16 protein-coding genes are annotated in these 12,733 nt (G+C 71.0%); 6 read left to right on the top strand and 10 right to left on the bottom strand.

Annotated elements, in window-relative coordinates; all coding sequences use genetic code 11:
• Positions 1 to 307 precede the first annotated feature (307 nt).
• Positions 308 to 964 carry a M15 family metallopeptidase gene (locus tag JIX56_RS02880; RefSeq protein ID WP_257537171.1) on the top strand — a complete coding sequence of 219 codons (657 nt, stop codon included), beginning with the start codon at positions 308 to 310 and terminating at the stop codon, positions 962 to 964.
• Between the two features lie 359 nt (positions 965 to 1,323).
• Here JIX56_RS02880 and JIX56_RS02875 read toward each other — a convergent pair whose 3' ends face one another.
• Positions 1,324 to 1,989 carry an HAD family hydrolase gene (locus tag JIX56_RS02875; protein WP_257537170.1) on the bottom strand — a complete coding sequence of 222 codons (666 nt, stop codon included), beginning with the start codon at positions 1,987 to 1,989 and terminating at the stop codon, positions 1,324 to 1,326.
• Positions 1,990 to 2,099: 110 nt separating this feature from the next.
• Entirely contained in the window at positions 2,100 to 3,143 is a 1,044-nt protein-coding gene (locus JIX56_RS02870) for a PHP domain-containing protein (RefSeq protein WP_257537169.1), read from the bottom strand.
• 214 nt (positions 3,144 to 3,357) lie between these two features.
• Between JIX56_RS02870 and JIX56_RS02865 the strand changes: the two genes are divergently transcribed.
• On the top strand, positions 3,358 to 3,594 hold the full coding sequence (locus JIX56_RS02865; RefSeq protein WP_257537168.1) for a hypothetical protein: 237 nt from the start codon (positions 3,358 to 3,360) through the stop codon (positions 3,592 to 3,594).
• On the opposite strand, the gene JIX56_RS02860 is transcribed toward JIX56_RS02865, so the two are convergent.
• The 4 genes from JIX56_RS02860 to JIX56_RS02845 all read right to left on the bottom strand — a co-directional run bounded on the left by JIX56_RS02860 (position 3,575) and on the right by JIX56_RS02845 (position 6,152).
• Positions 3,575 to 4,291 carry a VanZ family protein gene (locus JIX56_RS02860; protein ID WP_257537167.1) on the bottom strand — a complete coding sequence of 239 codons (717 nt, stop codon included), beginning with the start codon at positions 4,289 to 4,291 and terminating at the stop codon, positions 3,575 to 3,577. The two genes, JIX56_RS02865 and JIX56_RS02860, sit on opposite strands and share 20 nt — an antisense overlap.
• Before the next feature lie 51 nt (positions 4,292 to 4,342).
• Entirely contained in the window at positions 4,343 to 4,999 is a 657-nt protein-coding gene (locus JIX56_RS02855; RefSeq protein ID WP_257537166.1) for a DUF4230 domain-containing protein, read from the bottom strand.
• A 193-nt stretch (positions 5,000 to 5,192) separates the two neighbouring features.
• On the bottom strand, positions 5,193 to 5,576 hold the full coding sequence (locus tag JIX56_RS02850) for an anti-sigma factor antagonist (RefSeq protein ID WP_257537165.1): 384 nt from the start codon (positions 5,574 to 5,576) through the stop codon (positions 5,193 to 5,195).
• Positions 5,577 to 5,723: 147 nt separating this feature from the next.
• Entirely contained in the window at positions 5,724 to 6,152 is a 429-nt protein-coding gene (locus JIX56_RS02845; protein ID WP_046706461.1) for a MarR family winged helix-turn-helix transcriptional regulator, read from the bottom strand.
• Between the two features lie 105 nt (positions 6,153 to 6,257).
• Here JIX56_RS02845 and JIX56_RS02840 point away from each other — a divergent pair, with 105 nt between their 5' ends.
• Positions 6,258 to 7,715: an aldehyde dehydrogenase family protein gene (locus tag JIX56_RS02840; RefSeq protein WP_257537164.1), complete on the top strand. Its 1,458-nt coding sequence runs from the start codon at positions 6,258 to 6,260 to the stop codon at positions 7,713 to 7,715.
• Positions 7,716 to 7,788: 73 nt separating this feature from the next.
• Positions 7,789 to 8,898 (top strand): NAD(P)-dependent alcohol dehydrogenase, encoded by a 1,110-nt coding sequence (locus JIX56_RS02835; RefSeq protein WP_257537163.1) that lies wholly within the window; start codon positions 7,789 to 7,791, stop codon positions 8,896 to 8,898.
• A 132-nt stretch (positions 8,899 to 9,030) separates the two neighbouring features.
• Here the strand turns inward: JIX56_RS02835 and JIX56_RS02830 are convergent, their stop codons facing one another.
• Both JIX56_RS02830 and JIX56_RS02825 read right to left on the bottom strand, forming a co-directional pair.
• Positions 9,031 to 9,603, bottom strand: coding sequence for a TetR/AcrR family transcriptional regulator (locus tag JIX56_RS02830; RefSeq protein ID WP_257537162.1), 573 nt, complete (start codon positions 9,601 to 9,603; stop codon positions 9,031 to 9,033).
• Positions 9,600 to 9,962, bottom strand: coding sequence for a DUF1304 domain-containing protein (locus tag JIX56_RS02825; protein WP_257537161.1), 363 nt, complete (start codon positions 9,960 to 9,962; stop codon positions 9,600 to 9,602). The genes JIX56_RS02830 and JIX56_RS02825 overlap by 4 nt, the downstream gene beginning before the upstream one ends.
• A 152-nt stretch (positions 9,963 to 10,114) precedes the next feature.
• On the opposite strand from JIX56_RS02825, the gene JIX56_RS02820 reads away from it, so the two are divergent.
• Both JIX56_RS02820 and JIX56_RS02815 read left to right on the top strand, forming a co-directional pair.
• A complete protein-coding gene (locus JIX56_RS02820; RefSeq protein WP_257537160.1) occupies positions 10,115 to 10,591 on the top strand; it encodes a GNAT family N-acetyltransferase in 477 nt (158 codons plus the stop codon).
• Between the two features lie 73 nt (positions 10,592 to 10,664).
• The gene (locus tag JIX56_RS02815; RefSeq protein WP_257537159.1) at positions 10,665 to 11,057 is read left to right on the top strand and encodes a VOC family protein; all 393 of its coding nucleotides are present in this window, start codon (positions 10,665 to 10,667) and stop codon (positions 11,055 to 11,057) included.
• A gap of 222 nt (positions 11,058 to 11,279) precedes the next feature.
• Here JIX56_RS02815 and JIX56_RS02810 read toward each other — a convergent pair whose 3' ends face one another.
• Positions 11,280 to 11,576 (bottom strand): DUF4235 domain-containing protein, encoded by a 297-nt coding sequence (locus JIX56_RS02810; RefSeq protein ID WP_257537158.1) that lies wholly within the window; start codon positions 11,574 to 11,576, stop codon positions 11,280 to 11,282.
• Between the two features lie 35 nt (positions 11,577 to 11,611).
• Complete coding sequence (locus JIX56_RS02805) at positions 11,612 to 12,628, bottom strand: glutathione S-transferase family protein (RefSeq protein ID WP_257537157.1); 1,017 nt, start codon at positions 12,626 to 12,628, stop codon at positions 11,612 to 11,614.
• Positions 12,629 to 12,733 lie beyond the last annotated feature (105 nt).

The raw sequence follows: 12,733 nt of genomic DNA, 5'->3' as shown, positions 1-12,733 counted from the left end.
GGCCGCCCACGAGTACCCGGGCCGGGCGGATACAGGCAGCCGCACCGGACGAGCCCACCGATGCCCGGCCACCGTCTTGCCCGCCACGGTCTTGCCCGCCACGGTCTTGCCCGCCACGGTCTTGCCCGAGCCACCCGCCACGGTCTTGCCTGAGCCACCCGCCACGGTCTTGCCTGAGCCATCCGCCACGGTCTTGCCTGAGCCACCGTCTTGAGGCACCGGCTCGCCCGAGCCACCGGAGCTCGCCCCTGCGACCGGCCTGGCCGATTCCCGCAGAAACCGGCCGAGCCCACGAGATGATCAGCCCATGACCGAGATCATCCTGATGTCCGACCCGAAGGTGGCGGCCGTACCCGTCCACGACTGCGACGAGCCGCTCGTCGACGTACGCCGGGACGGTTCCCTGCTGGTCGACGAGCGCAAGGTCGACACCACGGGCGCCTACGCCCATCTCCGCGCGGGCGTGCTCGACCGGCTGGTCAAGGCCCAGGCCCTGCTGCCGGACGGACTGCGCCTGCTGTTCGTCGAGGGCTACCGGCCGCCGTCCCTGCAGCGCCGGTACTTCGACGAGTACGCGGCCGAGCAGCGCGCCCTGCACCCCGACTGGCCGGCCGACCGCATCCGCGCAGCGGCCAGCCGCTATGTCTCCCCGCCCGAGATAGCCCCGCACTCCGCCGGCGCGGCCGTCGACCTGACCCTCGTCGACGCCGACGGGCGGGAGCTCGACTTCGGTACGCCGGTCAACGCCAGCCCCGAGGAGAGCGCCGGCGCCTGCTACACGGGGGCCGACAACATCACCGCCGAGGCCCGCGCCCACCGGGAGACGCTCGGTGCGGCCCTCACCGAGGCAGGGCTGGTCAACTACCCCACGGAGTGGTGGCACTGGTCGTACGGCGACCGCTACTGGGCCCTGATGACGGGGGCACCGGCCGCGCTGTACGGACCGCGGGAACTCGACGCCTGAGCCGCGTCAAGGCGGTCCGACCAGGTGGGAAAGGACCAGGTGGGAAAGGACCCGGTGGGAAAGGGCCAGGTGGGAAAGGGCCAGGTGGGAAAGAGGAAGCCCCGACCGGGACGGGGGAATCACGGTCGGGGCGGTCTGTGTGTGGGCGCGGATGGCGGTCGCCTCTCGGCGAAAGGCTCCACAGGGCTTCAGCCGAACGATCGTCCCTGTGGGCAAAAGGTGAGGCCCGGGGACACTGTCCCATCCGCACCCACGGCTGGTTCAACGGAAAAGTACCAGCGGGTGTTCCTTCCGCATCCGGACATCGCCGGTGAGCTGTGTCACGTCGCCCAAGGTTGCCCACAGCCGCTGTCACCAGGTCATTCCTCCCGGCCCAGTGGGCTCTCCTCCAGCGCGGCCAGCAGATGGGCCGGATTCCGGAACACCGCCTCCGCGCCGGCCGCCTCCAGCTCGGGCCGCGGAATGCCACCGCACAGCACCGCCACACACCGCACCCCCGCCCGGACGCCCGCCCGCATGTCCCAGACCGTGTCCCCGACGAACACCGACCGCTCGGCCGACGCACCCGCCAGCTCCAGGGCCTGCTCGACCGGATCAGGCGCGGGCTTCCCCTCGGCCACGTCATCCGCGCTCGCCGTCGCCATGACGGCGTCATCGGCCCCGATCGCCCGCCGCAACGCGGCCAGCTCCGCCCCGCCCGCCGAGGTCGCCAGCACCACGCTCCAGCCCTGCCCGTCGAGCCGCCGCAACAGCCGCCCCGCGTCCGGCAACGCGGGCAGCCGGTCGAAATACGTCCCGTACAGCGCCTTGTGCGCCGCACTGAGTGCGTCCTTCTCCTCCGGATCCCGCTCCTCACCCAGCAGATGCGTGATCAGGTCCCCGGACGCCAGCCCCACCGCCCGATGAATGTCATGCATGGCCACCTGATGCCCACCCTGCCGAAACGCCTCCCACCAAGCGACCACATGCAAATGATTGGTATCGACAAGAGTCCCGTCGACATCAAAGACAGCAGCCCGGCCCATGGCCCACCTTCCTGGAAACTCCGACATTCGCGCCCGACAGGGGCGCGGGGAACTGCGCGACCAGCCACAACACACCCCGCACCCGCCAAATCACCGAACCCCCCGAGCTCTCAGGCACCCCCCACCCCCACACGGACAGGAATCTCCCGAGCCCGAGCCCACCCCAACACCTCCTCCACCCCCCACGTCGTCACCACCCGCTCCGCCGGCACCCCACACTCCTCCGCCCGAGCACACCCATGCACCTGCCACGTCAGCTGCCCCGGCGCATGCGCATCCGTGTCGATCGAGAACAACACCCCCGCCTCCAGCGCCCGCCGCACCAACCGCCGCGGCGGATCGAGCCGCTCCGGCCGGGAGTTGATCTCCACGGCCGTCCCCGTCTCCGCACACGCCGCGAACACCGCGTCCGCGTCGAACTCCGACTCGGGCCGCCCCCGCCCGGTCACCAGCCGCCCCGTGCAGTGCCCCAGCACATCGGAGTGCGGGTCGAGAACGGCGGCGACCATACGGCGGGTCATCGCGCGCGCGTCCATCCGCAGCTTGGAGTGCACGGACACCACCACGACATCCAGCCGGTCCAGCAGCTCCGGTTCCTGGTCCAGCGACCCGTCGTCGAGGATGTCGCACTCGATCCCGGTGAGCAGCCGGAACGGCGCCCACGTCTCGTTGAGCGCGGCCACCACGTCGAGCTGCTCCCGCAGCCGCTCCGGGGACAGCCCGCGGGCGACGGTCAGCCGGGGCGAGTGGTCGGTGAGCGCCGTCCACTCGTGGCCGAGGCGCGCGGCGGTCCGACCCATCTCCTCGATCGGGCTGCCGCCGTCCGACCAGTCGGAGTGGACATGGCAGTCGCCCCTGATCAGCTCCATCAGCCGCTCGCCACCGCCCGTGAGCGGTGCCTCAGTTCCCTGTTCCAGTTTCCGCAGATAGCCCGGTACCTCCCCGGCCAGCGCCTCGCGCACCACCTGCGCCGTCTTCGGCCCGACCCCCTTCAGCGACTCCAGCGAGCCGGCGGCCGCCCGCTCGGCCACCTCGTCCGCCGACAGCGCGCCGAGCACGGCGGCGGCCGAACGGAACGCGCGTACGCGATAGGTGGGGGCCCGGTCCCGCTCCAGCAGGAAAGCGATCCGGTCCAGGGCCTCGACGGGATCCATGGCACCTCCAGCCTCCAGCCTCCGGCTTCCAGCGTCGCCCAGCCCCCGGGTACCCGCACGGCGGCCGTACGACCATGCGCGCCCCGGCCGTACGCACAAGGGCGCCCCCACGGCCGTACGACCGTGGGGGCGCCCATGGCGGTGGGGCGCGCCGGACTCACCCGCCCGGACCTCGCCCGGTCACCGACCGCCCGAACCGCTCTACGCTCTAGACATGACCGAAAGCGCGAGCCCCTACATTTCCCACCCCCGGGTCATGGTGCTCGGGGTTCAGCCGGGTACGCCGCCGTTCCGGATCGTGGAGATCGACGGCCAGGTGGTCGGCGAGGCGAAGACGATGACGGACGTGCTGCGGGCCGCGGCGGCGTACGGGATCGTCGTCCACGACCTCGACGACCCGGACCAGGTGCGCTGGGTGGGCGGCGACAAGCTCACTTGGAAGCTGCACTAGCCCCCTTGCCGCGGTTTCCGCGCAGGCGCTGCGTCCAGCCGCCGCGCGGCGCCTTCCGCTGGGCGGGCGCCTTCCCCTTGGCCGGTGCCTTGCCCTTGGCCGGCGCCTTCCCCTTGGCCGGTGTCTTCCGTTGGGCGGGTGCGGCGTCCGGCTCGCGCGGGACCCGGGCGTGCACCGCCCGCCCGAGCCGTCGGCCCAGCAGCAGATAGCCCAGCAGGGCACCCGCGGTGTTGAGGATGACGTCGTCGATGTCGAAGGCGCGCCCGGTGACGACCGCGCCCTGCACCAGCTCGACGAGCAGCATCATCAACGCGGTCAGGGCGGGCACGCGCAGCAGGCCGCGTGCCCCGGGCGCCAGCACTGGCAGCAGGATCCCGAAGGGCACGCCCAGCAGGATGTTCCCGCCGATCTGTTTGACCGCGTCGCGCGGGTCGGGATGGTGCCAGTAGAGCTCCAGGGAGCTGCCGGGGCGCAGGTTGCTGTGGGTGAGCGCCTCCGAGGCCGGGGACGGCTGGAGGGTGAGTCCGGCCAGTACCGCGCCGAACGCCACCATGGCGATGAAGGCCAGCGCCATCACCAGCAGCCGCAGGGGCCACGCCAGAGAGTGCCGATCGCGCGCGGTCCCCGGAGAACGGCGGCCGGAGGTCGTGGAACGGGAACGTGACGTGGTGCGGGAACGTGATGTGGTGCGGGCCATACAACCCTCCCAGTTTCAACTTCCCTCTGTCTCACGGTGGTTACCCACCGGTCAGGCCCCGTACGTCACTTTCACCTCCTTGAAACCGAGGGACGTCAGCAGCCCTTCGAGCATGTCGGTGGTGTTGGCCTCGGCGCGGTCCGTGAGCTTGCTGTCCTTCGCGGCGTCGCCGATGTGCTTGACGGCGAGGCGTTGCACGGCCTGTTCGCCGTTGGGGTTGTCCGAGAAGAGATCGCCGAGGCGGTCGAGGAGTCCGCGCTGCTTGGAGACGGCGTAGGAGTGCTCGGTGTCGAGGGCCGGCTTGCCCAGTTGGGCGTGCGGGAGGTTGATGGTGGCCGACGTGCGGTCGTCGTTGACCTTCACGTCGTTCTCGCCGACCTTGCCGAGGTCGACATAGGCGTCGACGGTGCCCGCGCCCACGTACAGCGTGCGGGTGCCGCGGAGCGCGTCCGGGAGGTACTTGGCGTCCTTCTCCAGGTCGACGACCACCTGGAAGTTGCCCGAGGCGGCGTCGTAACGGCTCATGTCCTGGATGGACTTCAGAAGTGTGGGGCCCGAGCGGTCGTGCTCCTCGGTGCCGAACACGTCGTCCAGCCCCCCGAAGACCAGCAGCCGCAGCGCGGCCAGCAGCACCACGATGAGGATGACCACGGCGGTGAGCAGCTTGGCCCAGCCGGGAAGACGCGTGCGCTTGATGGACGTCGTCATGTCGACGGTCCTCCTTCCTATTTCAACGAATGCCCTCAAAGACCTTGGAGGAACGCCGAGTTGGGGATTGTCACCAGTTCGCCGTAGATCCGGGGTGCCGCTCGTCCGGGCCGCCGTATCGAATAGGCGTACGCCGGGCGGCCGGTAGCGTGAGTCGCGCGGCCCGCAATGATCATGGACTGAACGGGTGGGGTCACCACGTGCCGGACGTGGCCTCGGGCTGTTCCAGGGCCGCGTCCAGCGAGGGGGCCGGCGGCAGCAGCCGGGCCAGGCCCGTGACCTTGAGGACGCGCAGGGTGAGCGGATGGGTGCAGACGAGGCGCAGTTCGCCGTCGCGGTCGAGCACCCGCTGCCGGGCGCGGTAGAGCAGACGCAGGCCGGAGCAGTCGAAGAACTCGACGTGCCGGAGGTCGATCACGATCCGGGCGCCGGGGCGGCCCGTCGCCGCGTCGAGGTGCGGAATGATCTCCGCGGCCGCCGCGATGTCGATCTCACCGTGCAGTTCGAGCACGGTACGGCCGCGGTGCGTGAGGACGCGGAGGAACCCGGTCCCGGGCGGTGTGGGGTCGCTCGACACGACGGCATCGCCTCCAACCGGACTGTGTGAGGGCAAAACCCGTCCCCGCCCTGCAAGTTACCCTCGTCAGGGTGAATTTCAGCATGTTCGATTGACATATGTCTTCGATTTCTCCGGCAATCCGTCCGGAGTTTCGCGTAGGACCGCCTACGACAGCGCGTGCCACGCCTTGGACAGCGCCTGCCGGAACTGGTCGGCCTGGTGCGCGGTGAGGTCGCTGATCATGCGTTCCTCCAGGTCGCGCATCGGCTCCGCGTAGTGGGCGAGCAGCTCGCGCCCCTCGTCGGTGAGCAGGATCAGCAGCTCGCGCCGGTTGCGCGGGTTGCGCTCCCGGCGCACGAGTCCACGGTTCTCGAGACTTCGTACGAGATCCGCGATGGACTGGGCCGTGACGAACGAGTCGCGGGCGAGCTGCGCGGCCGAGAGGCCGTCGTGCCGCTCCAGGACGGTGAGGGACGTGTACTGCAGGGCCGTGATCCCGGCCGGCTTCACCAGCTCGTCGAGGCGCGAGCGGACAACGAGCTCGACCTGCTTGACCATGTAGAGGAGGGAGGGGGGTGCCTTGGTGCCGACCATGAGGTCAGCGTAAGGCATTGACAGGAAACCTGTGTGTAATGAAACTGCGAACCAACAGGAATCCTGTTGGTTGAAGACTTAGCGATCAAGGCTGAGGAGTGGGCAATGACGACCACCTTCGAGAGCGAGCCCGGGCGGCTGTTCATCGGTGGACAGTGGCTTGAGGCGACTGACGGGGCACGCGCCGACGTGATCGACCCGTCCACGGGCCAGGTGGTCACGACCGTCGCGGAAGCGGGCGCCGCCGACGTCGACGCCGCCGTGCGCGCCGCGCGCGAGGCGTTCGACAGCGGCGCCTGGTCCGGACTGAGCGGCCGCGAGCGCGGCCGGATCCTGAACCGCGTCGCCCAGCTGATCCGGGAGAACGCCGACGACATCGCGGCCATCGAGAGCCGTGACGTCGGCAAGCCCATCACCCTGGCCCACGCCGTCGACGTGACGAACGCGGCCAACGACTACGAGTACTACGCCTCCCTCGCCTGGTCCCTGGACGGCTCCGCCCGCGACGTCCCGAACAACCGCCTCGCCTACACCAAGCGCGGCCCGATCGGCGTGGTCGGCGCGATCACCCCGTTCAACTTCCCGCTGATCCTGGCCGGCACCAAGATCGCCCCCGCGCTCGCGGCAGGCAACACGGTCGTGCACAAGCCCGCCGAGGAGACCCCGCTCAGCGCCCTCTACATGGCGAAGCTCCTGAAGGAGGCGGGTGTCCCGGACGGCGTCTACAACGTCGTCACCGGCACGGGCCCCGTCGCGGGCGAGGCGCTGCTGCGCAACCCGGGCGTCGACAAGATCGCCTTCACCGGCTCCACCGCGACCGGCCGGCACGCGGCGAGCGTCGCCGGCGAGGGCCTGAAGCAGGTCACGATGGAGCTGGGCGGCAACGCGGCCCACCTCGTCTTCGAGGACGCCGACATCGAGAAGGCCATCGGCGCCATCATCAAGGGCTTCGTCTTCAACACCGGCCAGTTCTGCATGGGCGGCCCCCGCCTGCTGGTCTCCCGCCCGGTCTACGACACCGTGGTCGGCATCCTCGCCGACGCCGTGCCCGGCGTGCCCATCGGCGACCCCCGGCAGCCCGAGACCGTCATCGGCCCGATGGCGGGCGAGCGGCACCTGAAGAAGGTCGAGGAGTACGTCGAGCTGGCCCGCAAGGAGGGTGGCCGCGTCGTCTGCGGCGGCGAGCGCCTCGACCTGAACGGCGGCTACTACTACAAGCCGACCGTCATCGCCGACCTCGCCAACGACTCCCGGGTCGTGCAGGAGGAGGTCTTCGGACCGGTCCTCACCGTGCAGCCCTTCGACTCCGAGGACGAGGCCGTCGAGCTGGCCAACTCCACGCCGTACGGCCTGGCCTCCGGCATCCAGACCACCAACCTCACCCGCGCCCACCGCGTCGCCGACCGGCTCCAGGCGGGCATCGTCTGGATCAACGACTGGCCGATGCTCGACCCCGCCGTGCCCTTCGGCGGTGTGAAGGCCTCCGGCTTCGGCCGCGAGTACGGCCCCGAGGCCCTGGAGTCCTACACCAGGGTCAAGTCCGTCGTCGTCTCGCTCGACTGAGCGCCTCCCCGGGATCACTTGTGAGCCGCAGGACCGTTCCGGCGGCTCACGGACAAACAAGGAGTTCATGAGCATGTCCACCACCACACGTGCCGCAGTGGTCGAGTCCGGGGGCGCGCCCTTCACTCTCTCCGAGGTCGTCCTCGACGAGCCGGGGCAGGGCGAGGTCCTGGTCCGTATGGTCGCCACCGGGCTCTGCCACACCGACCTGGGTGTCGCGAGCGGCGGACTGCCCTTCCCGCTGCCCGGCGTGCTGGGCCACGAGGGCGCCGGTGTCGTCGAGGCCGTCGGCCCGGGTGTCACCTCCGTCGCGCCCGGCGACCACGTCGTGCTGTCCTTCACCTCCTGCGGCGGCTGCCAGAACTGCCGTGACGGGCACCCGGCCTACTGCGCCACCTGGCTCCCGCTGAACCTGATCGGCGGCCGCCGCGCCGACGGCACCAGCACCATCAGCCGCGACGGCCAGGACCTGGGCGGCCACTTCTTCGGCCAGTCCTCCTTCGCGGAGCGGGCCCTGGTCGACGAGCGCGGCCTCGTCAAGGTCGACCCCGACGTACCGCTGGACTCCATCGCCCCGCTCGGCTGCGGTGTCCAGACGGGCGTCGGCGCCGTCTGGAACGTCCTGGAGCCCCGCGCGGGCAGCACTCTCGTCGTCCTCGGCGCCGGAGCCGTCGGCCTCTCCGCCGTGATGGCGGCGGCGCTCACCCCCGCGACCACGGTCATCGCCGTGGACAAGGTCGCCGAGCGCCTGGAGCTGGCCAAGGAACTGGGCGCCACGCACACGGTGAACGGCGGCGAGGTCGCCGACATCACCGAGGCCGTCATGGAGATCACCGGCGGGCGCGGCGCCGACGGCGTCGTCGAGACCACCGGCAGCGTCTTCGTGCTCCGCAAGGGCGTCGACGCCCTCGCCGCGCGCGGCACCCTCGTCATCGTCGGCGCCCCGCCGTTCGGCACCGAGGTCTCCCTCGACGTCAACGGCATGCTCGGCGGCAAGCGCGTCGTCGGCCTCACCCTCGGCGACAACGAGATCCAGACCGCCATCCCGGTCCTCGTCCAGCTGGTCAAGGAGGGCAAGCTCCCGCTCGACCGGCTGATCAGCCGCTACAAGTTCGAGGACATCGACCAGGCGGTGGCGGACATGAGCGGCGGCAAGAGCATCAAGCCGGTCCTGACGTTCTGAGAGCTGGTGCCGATGGTCTGGCCGTCCGTGCCGACGTCCTGACGAGCCATCTCCCTCCGGGGCACGTCCTCCCCGCGTGACCCCGGCCCTGTGGGTGACCTGAAGACCAGGTCACCCACAGGGCTGTCGCGCTCACCGGCTGCGGTGCAGCGCGACCAGCAGTTGCCACGACTGGTCGGCGATCTCCTGCGGGGTGCCGTCGAGGAGGCCGTGCAGCCAGTCGGCGAGGACCCCCGCGAAGGTGGCCGCCACGGCCGAGGCCACCAGCGGGGCGTCCGCGGCGCCCGCGAGCTCGCGTTCGCGGAGGCTGTAGGCGCGCAGGTCCCGGTGCAGGACCCGACCGAGCGGCCCGCCGCCGCCGGGCGTCAGCAGGGCGCGGTACAGGGGCGCGTGCGGGGCAAGGCCCGCGAAGAACTCGGGCAGCGCCGCCGGCGCACGCACCGGGTCGGGGCGCCCGCGCCAGGCGTGCAGGGCCTCCACGGCCTCCCGTACGACATCGGCGCAGGCGTCGACGGCCAGCGCCTCCAGGTCCGGGTAGTGCACGTAGAACGTGGCCCGGCCGACCCCGGCCCGGCGGACCAGCGCGGCCACACTGACCTCGTGCAGCGGATGCCGGGCGCACTCGTCGAGGAGGGCTTCCCGCAGTTTGGCCCGGGTGCGGGCGGCCCGGGGATCCTCCGTGGCCCGGGGGTCCTCGGGAGTCATCCGGCGACGAGGACCGCGGCCAGGGCGAGTGCGCCGGGGAGCGCCTGGGCGACGAGGATGCGGCGGTTGGCGGTGGCGGCGCCGTACAGGCCGGCGACGATCACACAGGCGAGGAAGAAGATCTGGACGCGGTAGCCGGTCGGGTCACCGGCGATCAGGCCCCATACCAGGCCGGCCGCGAGGAAGCCGTTGTAGAGCCCCTGGTTGGCGGCCAACGAGGCCGTCCGCCGCGCCATCTCCGCGTCCAGGCCGTGGAAGCTCATTCCCGGCTTCTTCTGCCACAGGAACATCTCCATCACCAGGATGTACGCGTGCAGCGCCGCCACCAGCGCGACCAGCGCGTTCGCCAGGATCTCCATGGTCAACAGACTCCGTCGTTCACTTGATGCTTCCGAACTTCTTGGACAGGTGTCCACTATAGCTGGACGCCTGTCCAAGAAGTCCACTCGGGGGTGACCGTGGATCGTCGCCGACGACGGGATTGTCAGACCCCGCCGCTAGGTTCCCGTCCATGAGTGAGCAAGAAGTGATCGTGCGGCGCGCCCGCGCCGAGGACGTGCCGGGGATCGTCGTCTCCAGCTCCCTGCTGTTCGCCGAGGACGGCGGCCCCCGGGATCCGGCCCTGAACGTGGACTGGCCGCGCCGGCACGGCGCCGAGGCGTTCTCGGCCGCCCTCCAGGACCCCGGCCGGCTGCTGCTGGCCGCGCTCCGCGACGACGAGGTGGTGGGCCATCTGTCGGGAGCGATGTCCGGCCCCTCCGCCATGCGGCCCGTCGGATCGGCCACCCTGATGGCGCTGTACGTCCGGCCCGAGCACCGGCGCGCCCGGGTCGGCGCCCGTCTGGTCGACACGTTCGTGGAGTGGGCGAGGGAGCAGGGCGCGGTACACGCCGAGGTGACCGCCTCGGCGGCCAACGCGGACGGCATCCGCTTCTACGAGCGGGAGTCGTTCCGGCCCCAGGCGCTCACGCTGCGGCTGAACCTGTAGCGGACGGGTACCCGGGGAGCGTATGGGCGGCGGCGGACCTTCCCCCGCGCCCGGGATCCCGTACGGAGGAGACATGGCACTGGTACAGGCGGGCCTCGTGGTGCTGGACTGCGCCGAGCCGGAGAAACTCGCGGTGTTCTACAAGGAACTGCTCGACGCCGAGGAGACGGACGCGACCGCCAACCGCGTCGAGATCGAGGGTGCCTGCGGCGCCCGCATCGCGTTCCGCAGGGACGTCAACGCCACCCCGCCCAGCTGGCCCCGCCCCGAGAACTCCCTCCAGGCCCATCTCGACTTCTACGTCGAGGACCTGGACGAGGCCGAGCGGCGGATCGTCTCCCTCGGCGGGCGCCCGGTGGACACGAAGGAGGCGGCCGGGCCGTTCGAGGAGCGCGGCTACTCCGACCCGGCGGGCCACTCCTTCACCCTGCGCCGGAAACACCCCACGGCGCCCAAGCAGGGCTAGGGCCCTTCTGATGGATCTCCGCGGCGTCCGGCACGCACTCTCGCCGCACGGCGTGGAGGGACAGGTGGCTCCGCCACATGACCCTCCACGCCGCACGCCGAGCGCACGCACCGGACGCCGCTCCTTGACGGGCAAACCTCGGCTGACGCGGCACTAGAAGCATCCAGGGCCCGTCCGTCCGGTGGCCCAGGACCGGGCCAGCGGACGGACGGGCCCTGAGCGTCAGTCCCTGCCTTCCTTCTCGGAGGCAGGCCACACCCCGGTGGACCGCTCGATGGCCTTCGCGCCCGTGCGGTCCACCGCGCTGCGTACGACCGCGAAGATCGCGCCCTGGATGGCCGCCGCGAGCAGGACCTCGCCCCAACCGCGATCCCGGTCCAGTGCGTCGGGCGCGTCGTCCTCGTTCCGGATCGCCTTCCATGTCTTGCGGAACGCCGCCGAGGCCAGCGCACCGCTCACCCAGCCGAGGGCGAAGCCGAGGGGCTGGTAGGCGAGGGGGAGCTTCTTCTTCTTGGACATGTGGTCTGCCTCCTTCACGTGGTGATGTCGCCGACTCAGGGACGACCCTTGGCGGCCACGACCTCGGCGGCGGGCACCGGCCCCGGCGGCGTTCCGTCGCCGAACGGGCTGCCGCCCAGGTCCTCGCGGCCATGCGGCGTGAGCCAGCCCGCCAGATCGGGCCCGAGCGGCACGATGGCGGTCGGGTTGATGCCCGTGTGCACCTGGTAGTAGTGCCGTTTGATGTGGTCGAAGTCGACGGTGTCACCGAATCCGGGGGTCTGGAAGAGATCACGGGCGTACGCCCACAGCACCGGGTCCTCCGCCAGCTTCCAGCGGTTGCACTTGAAGTGACCGTGGTAGACGGCGTCGAAACGCACCAGTGTGGTGAACAGCCGGATGTCCGCCTCCGTGATCGTCTCCCCGACGAGATAGCGCTGCCGTGCCAGCCGCTCCGACAGCGCCTCCAGCCGCCGGAACACCCCGGCGCAGGCCTCCTCGTACTCCTCCTGCCCGGTGGCGAAGCCCGCCCGGTACACCCCGTTGTTGACGTCCTCGTAGACCTCCGTCATCACCGTGTCGATCTCGTCGCGCAGGGCCGCCGGATACAGGTCGGGCGCGCCGTCGCGGTGCAGGTCCGTCCACTCGGTGGCGAGGTCGAGGGTGAGCCGCTGGTAGTCGTTGGTGACCAGCTCGCCGCTCGGCACGTCGACGATCGCCGGGACGCTGACCCCGCCCGGATAGCCGCTCTCCCGCGCGTCGTACGCCTCCTTCAGGAACCGGATGCCGAGCACCGGGTCGCGGTCGCCCGGGTCCAGCGTGAACCGCCAGCTGCGGTCGTCCTGGATAGGGTCGGCGACCGCCATCGACAGGGCGTCCTCCAGGCCCAGCAGCCGCCGGGAGATCACCGCCCGGCTCGCCCAGGGGCAGGCCCGGCTGACGGCCAGCCGGTAGCGGCCCGCCTCCACGGGCCACCCGTCCCGGCCGTCGGCGGTGATCCGGTCCGTGAAGTGACTCCTGGACCGCTTGAACGCCTTCCTGCCGTACGCCTCGTTGCCCTCGCCGACACTCATGCCGCCCGTCCTCTCGATCGGTCCGGATACATGTGTCCTGATGAGAGTTCCCCGATTTCCGCGACCCCCACGGTGTGAGCGCGACCGGTCGGGGCAATCGGCGAA

It is taken from the genome of Streptomyces sp. CA-210063 (assembly GCF_024612015.1).
Taxonomy (GTDB): Bacteria; Actinomycetota; Actinomycetes; order Streptomycetales; family Streptomycetaceae; genus Streptomyces.
Note: the sequence above shows the minus strand (reverse complement) of the source record. Positions and strands in the feature narration are given on the sequence as shown.

Excerpts from the sequence above, each read along its gene's own strand:
- JIX56_RS02880 (WP_257537171.1), top strand. The coding sequence starts at position 308 with ATGACCGAGATCATCCTGATGTCCGACCCGAAGGTGGCGGCCGTACCC.
- JIX56_RS02875 (WP_257537170.1), bottom strand. The coding sequence starts at position 1,989 with ATGGGCCGGGCTGCTGTCTTTGATGTCGACGGGACTCTTGTCGATACC.
- JIX56_RS02870 (WP_257537169.1), bottom strand. The coding sequence starts at position 3,143 with ATGGATCCCGTCGAGGCCCTGGACCGGATCGCTTTCCTGCTGGAGCGG.
- JIX56_RS02865 (WP_257537168.1), top strand. The coding sequence starts at position 3,358 with ATGACCGAAAGCGCGAGCCCCTACATTTCCCACCCCCGGGTCATGGTG.
- JIX56_RS02860 (WP_257537167.1), bottom strand. The coding sequence starts at position 4,291 with ATGGCCCGCACCACATCACGTTCCCGCACCACGTCACGTTCCCGTTCC.
- JIX56_RS02855 (WP_257537166.1), bottom strand. The coding sequence starts at position 4,999 with ATGACGACGTCCATCAAGCGCACGCGTCTTCCCGGCTGGGCCAAGCTG.
- JIX56_RS02845 (WP_046706461.1), bottom strand. The coding sequence starts at position 6,152 with ATGGTCGGCACCAAGGCACCCCCCTCCCTCCTCTACATGGTCAAGCAG.
- JIX56_RS02840 (WP_257537164.1), top strand. The coding sequence starts at position 6,258 with ATGACGACCACCTTCGAGAGCGAGCCCGGGCGGCTGTTCATCGGTGGA.
- JIX56_RS02835 (WP_257537163.1), top strand. The coding sequence starts at position 7,789 with ATGTCCACCACCACACGTGCCGCAGTGGTCGAGTCCGGGGGCGCGCCC.
- JIX56_RS02830 (WP_257537162.1), bottom strand. The coding sequence starts at position 9,603 with ATGACTCCCGAGGACCCCCGGGCCACGGAGGATCCCCGGGCCGCCCGC.
- JIX56_RS02825 (WP_257537161.1), bottom strand. The coding sequence starts at position 9,962 with ATGGAGATCCTGGCGAACGCGCTGGTCGCGCTGGTGGCGGCGCTGCAC.
- JIX56_RS02820 (WP_257537160.1), top strand. The coding sequence starts at position 10,115 with ATGAGTGAGCAAGAAGTGATCGTGCGGCGCGCCCGCGCCGAGGACGTG.
- JIX56_RS02815 (WP_257537159.1), top strand. The coding sequence starts at position 10,665 with ATGGCACTGGTACAGGCGGGCCTCGTGGTGCTGGACTGCGCCGAGCCG.
- JIX56_RS02810 (WP_257537158.1), bottom strand. The coding sequence starts at position 11,576 with ATGTCCAAGAAGAAGAAGCTCCCCCTCGCCTACCAGCCCCTCGGCTTC.
- JIX56_RS02805 (WP_257537157.1), bottom strand. The coding sequence starts at position 12,628 with ATGAGTGTCGGCGAGGGCAACGAGGCGTACGGCAGGAAGGCGTTCAAG.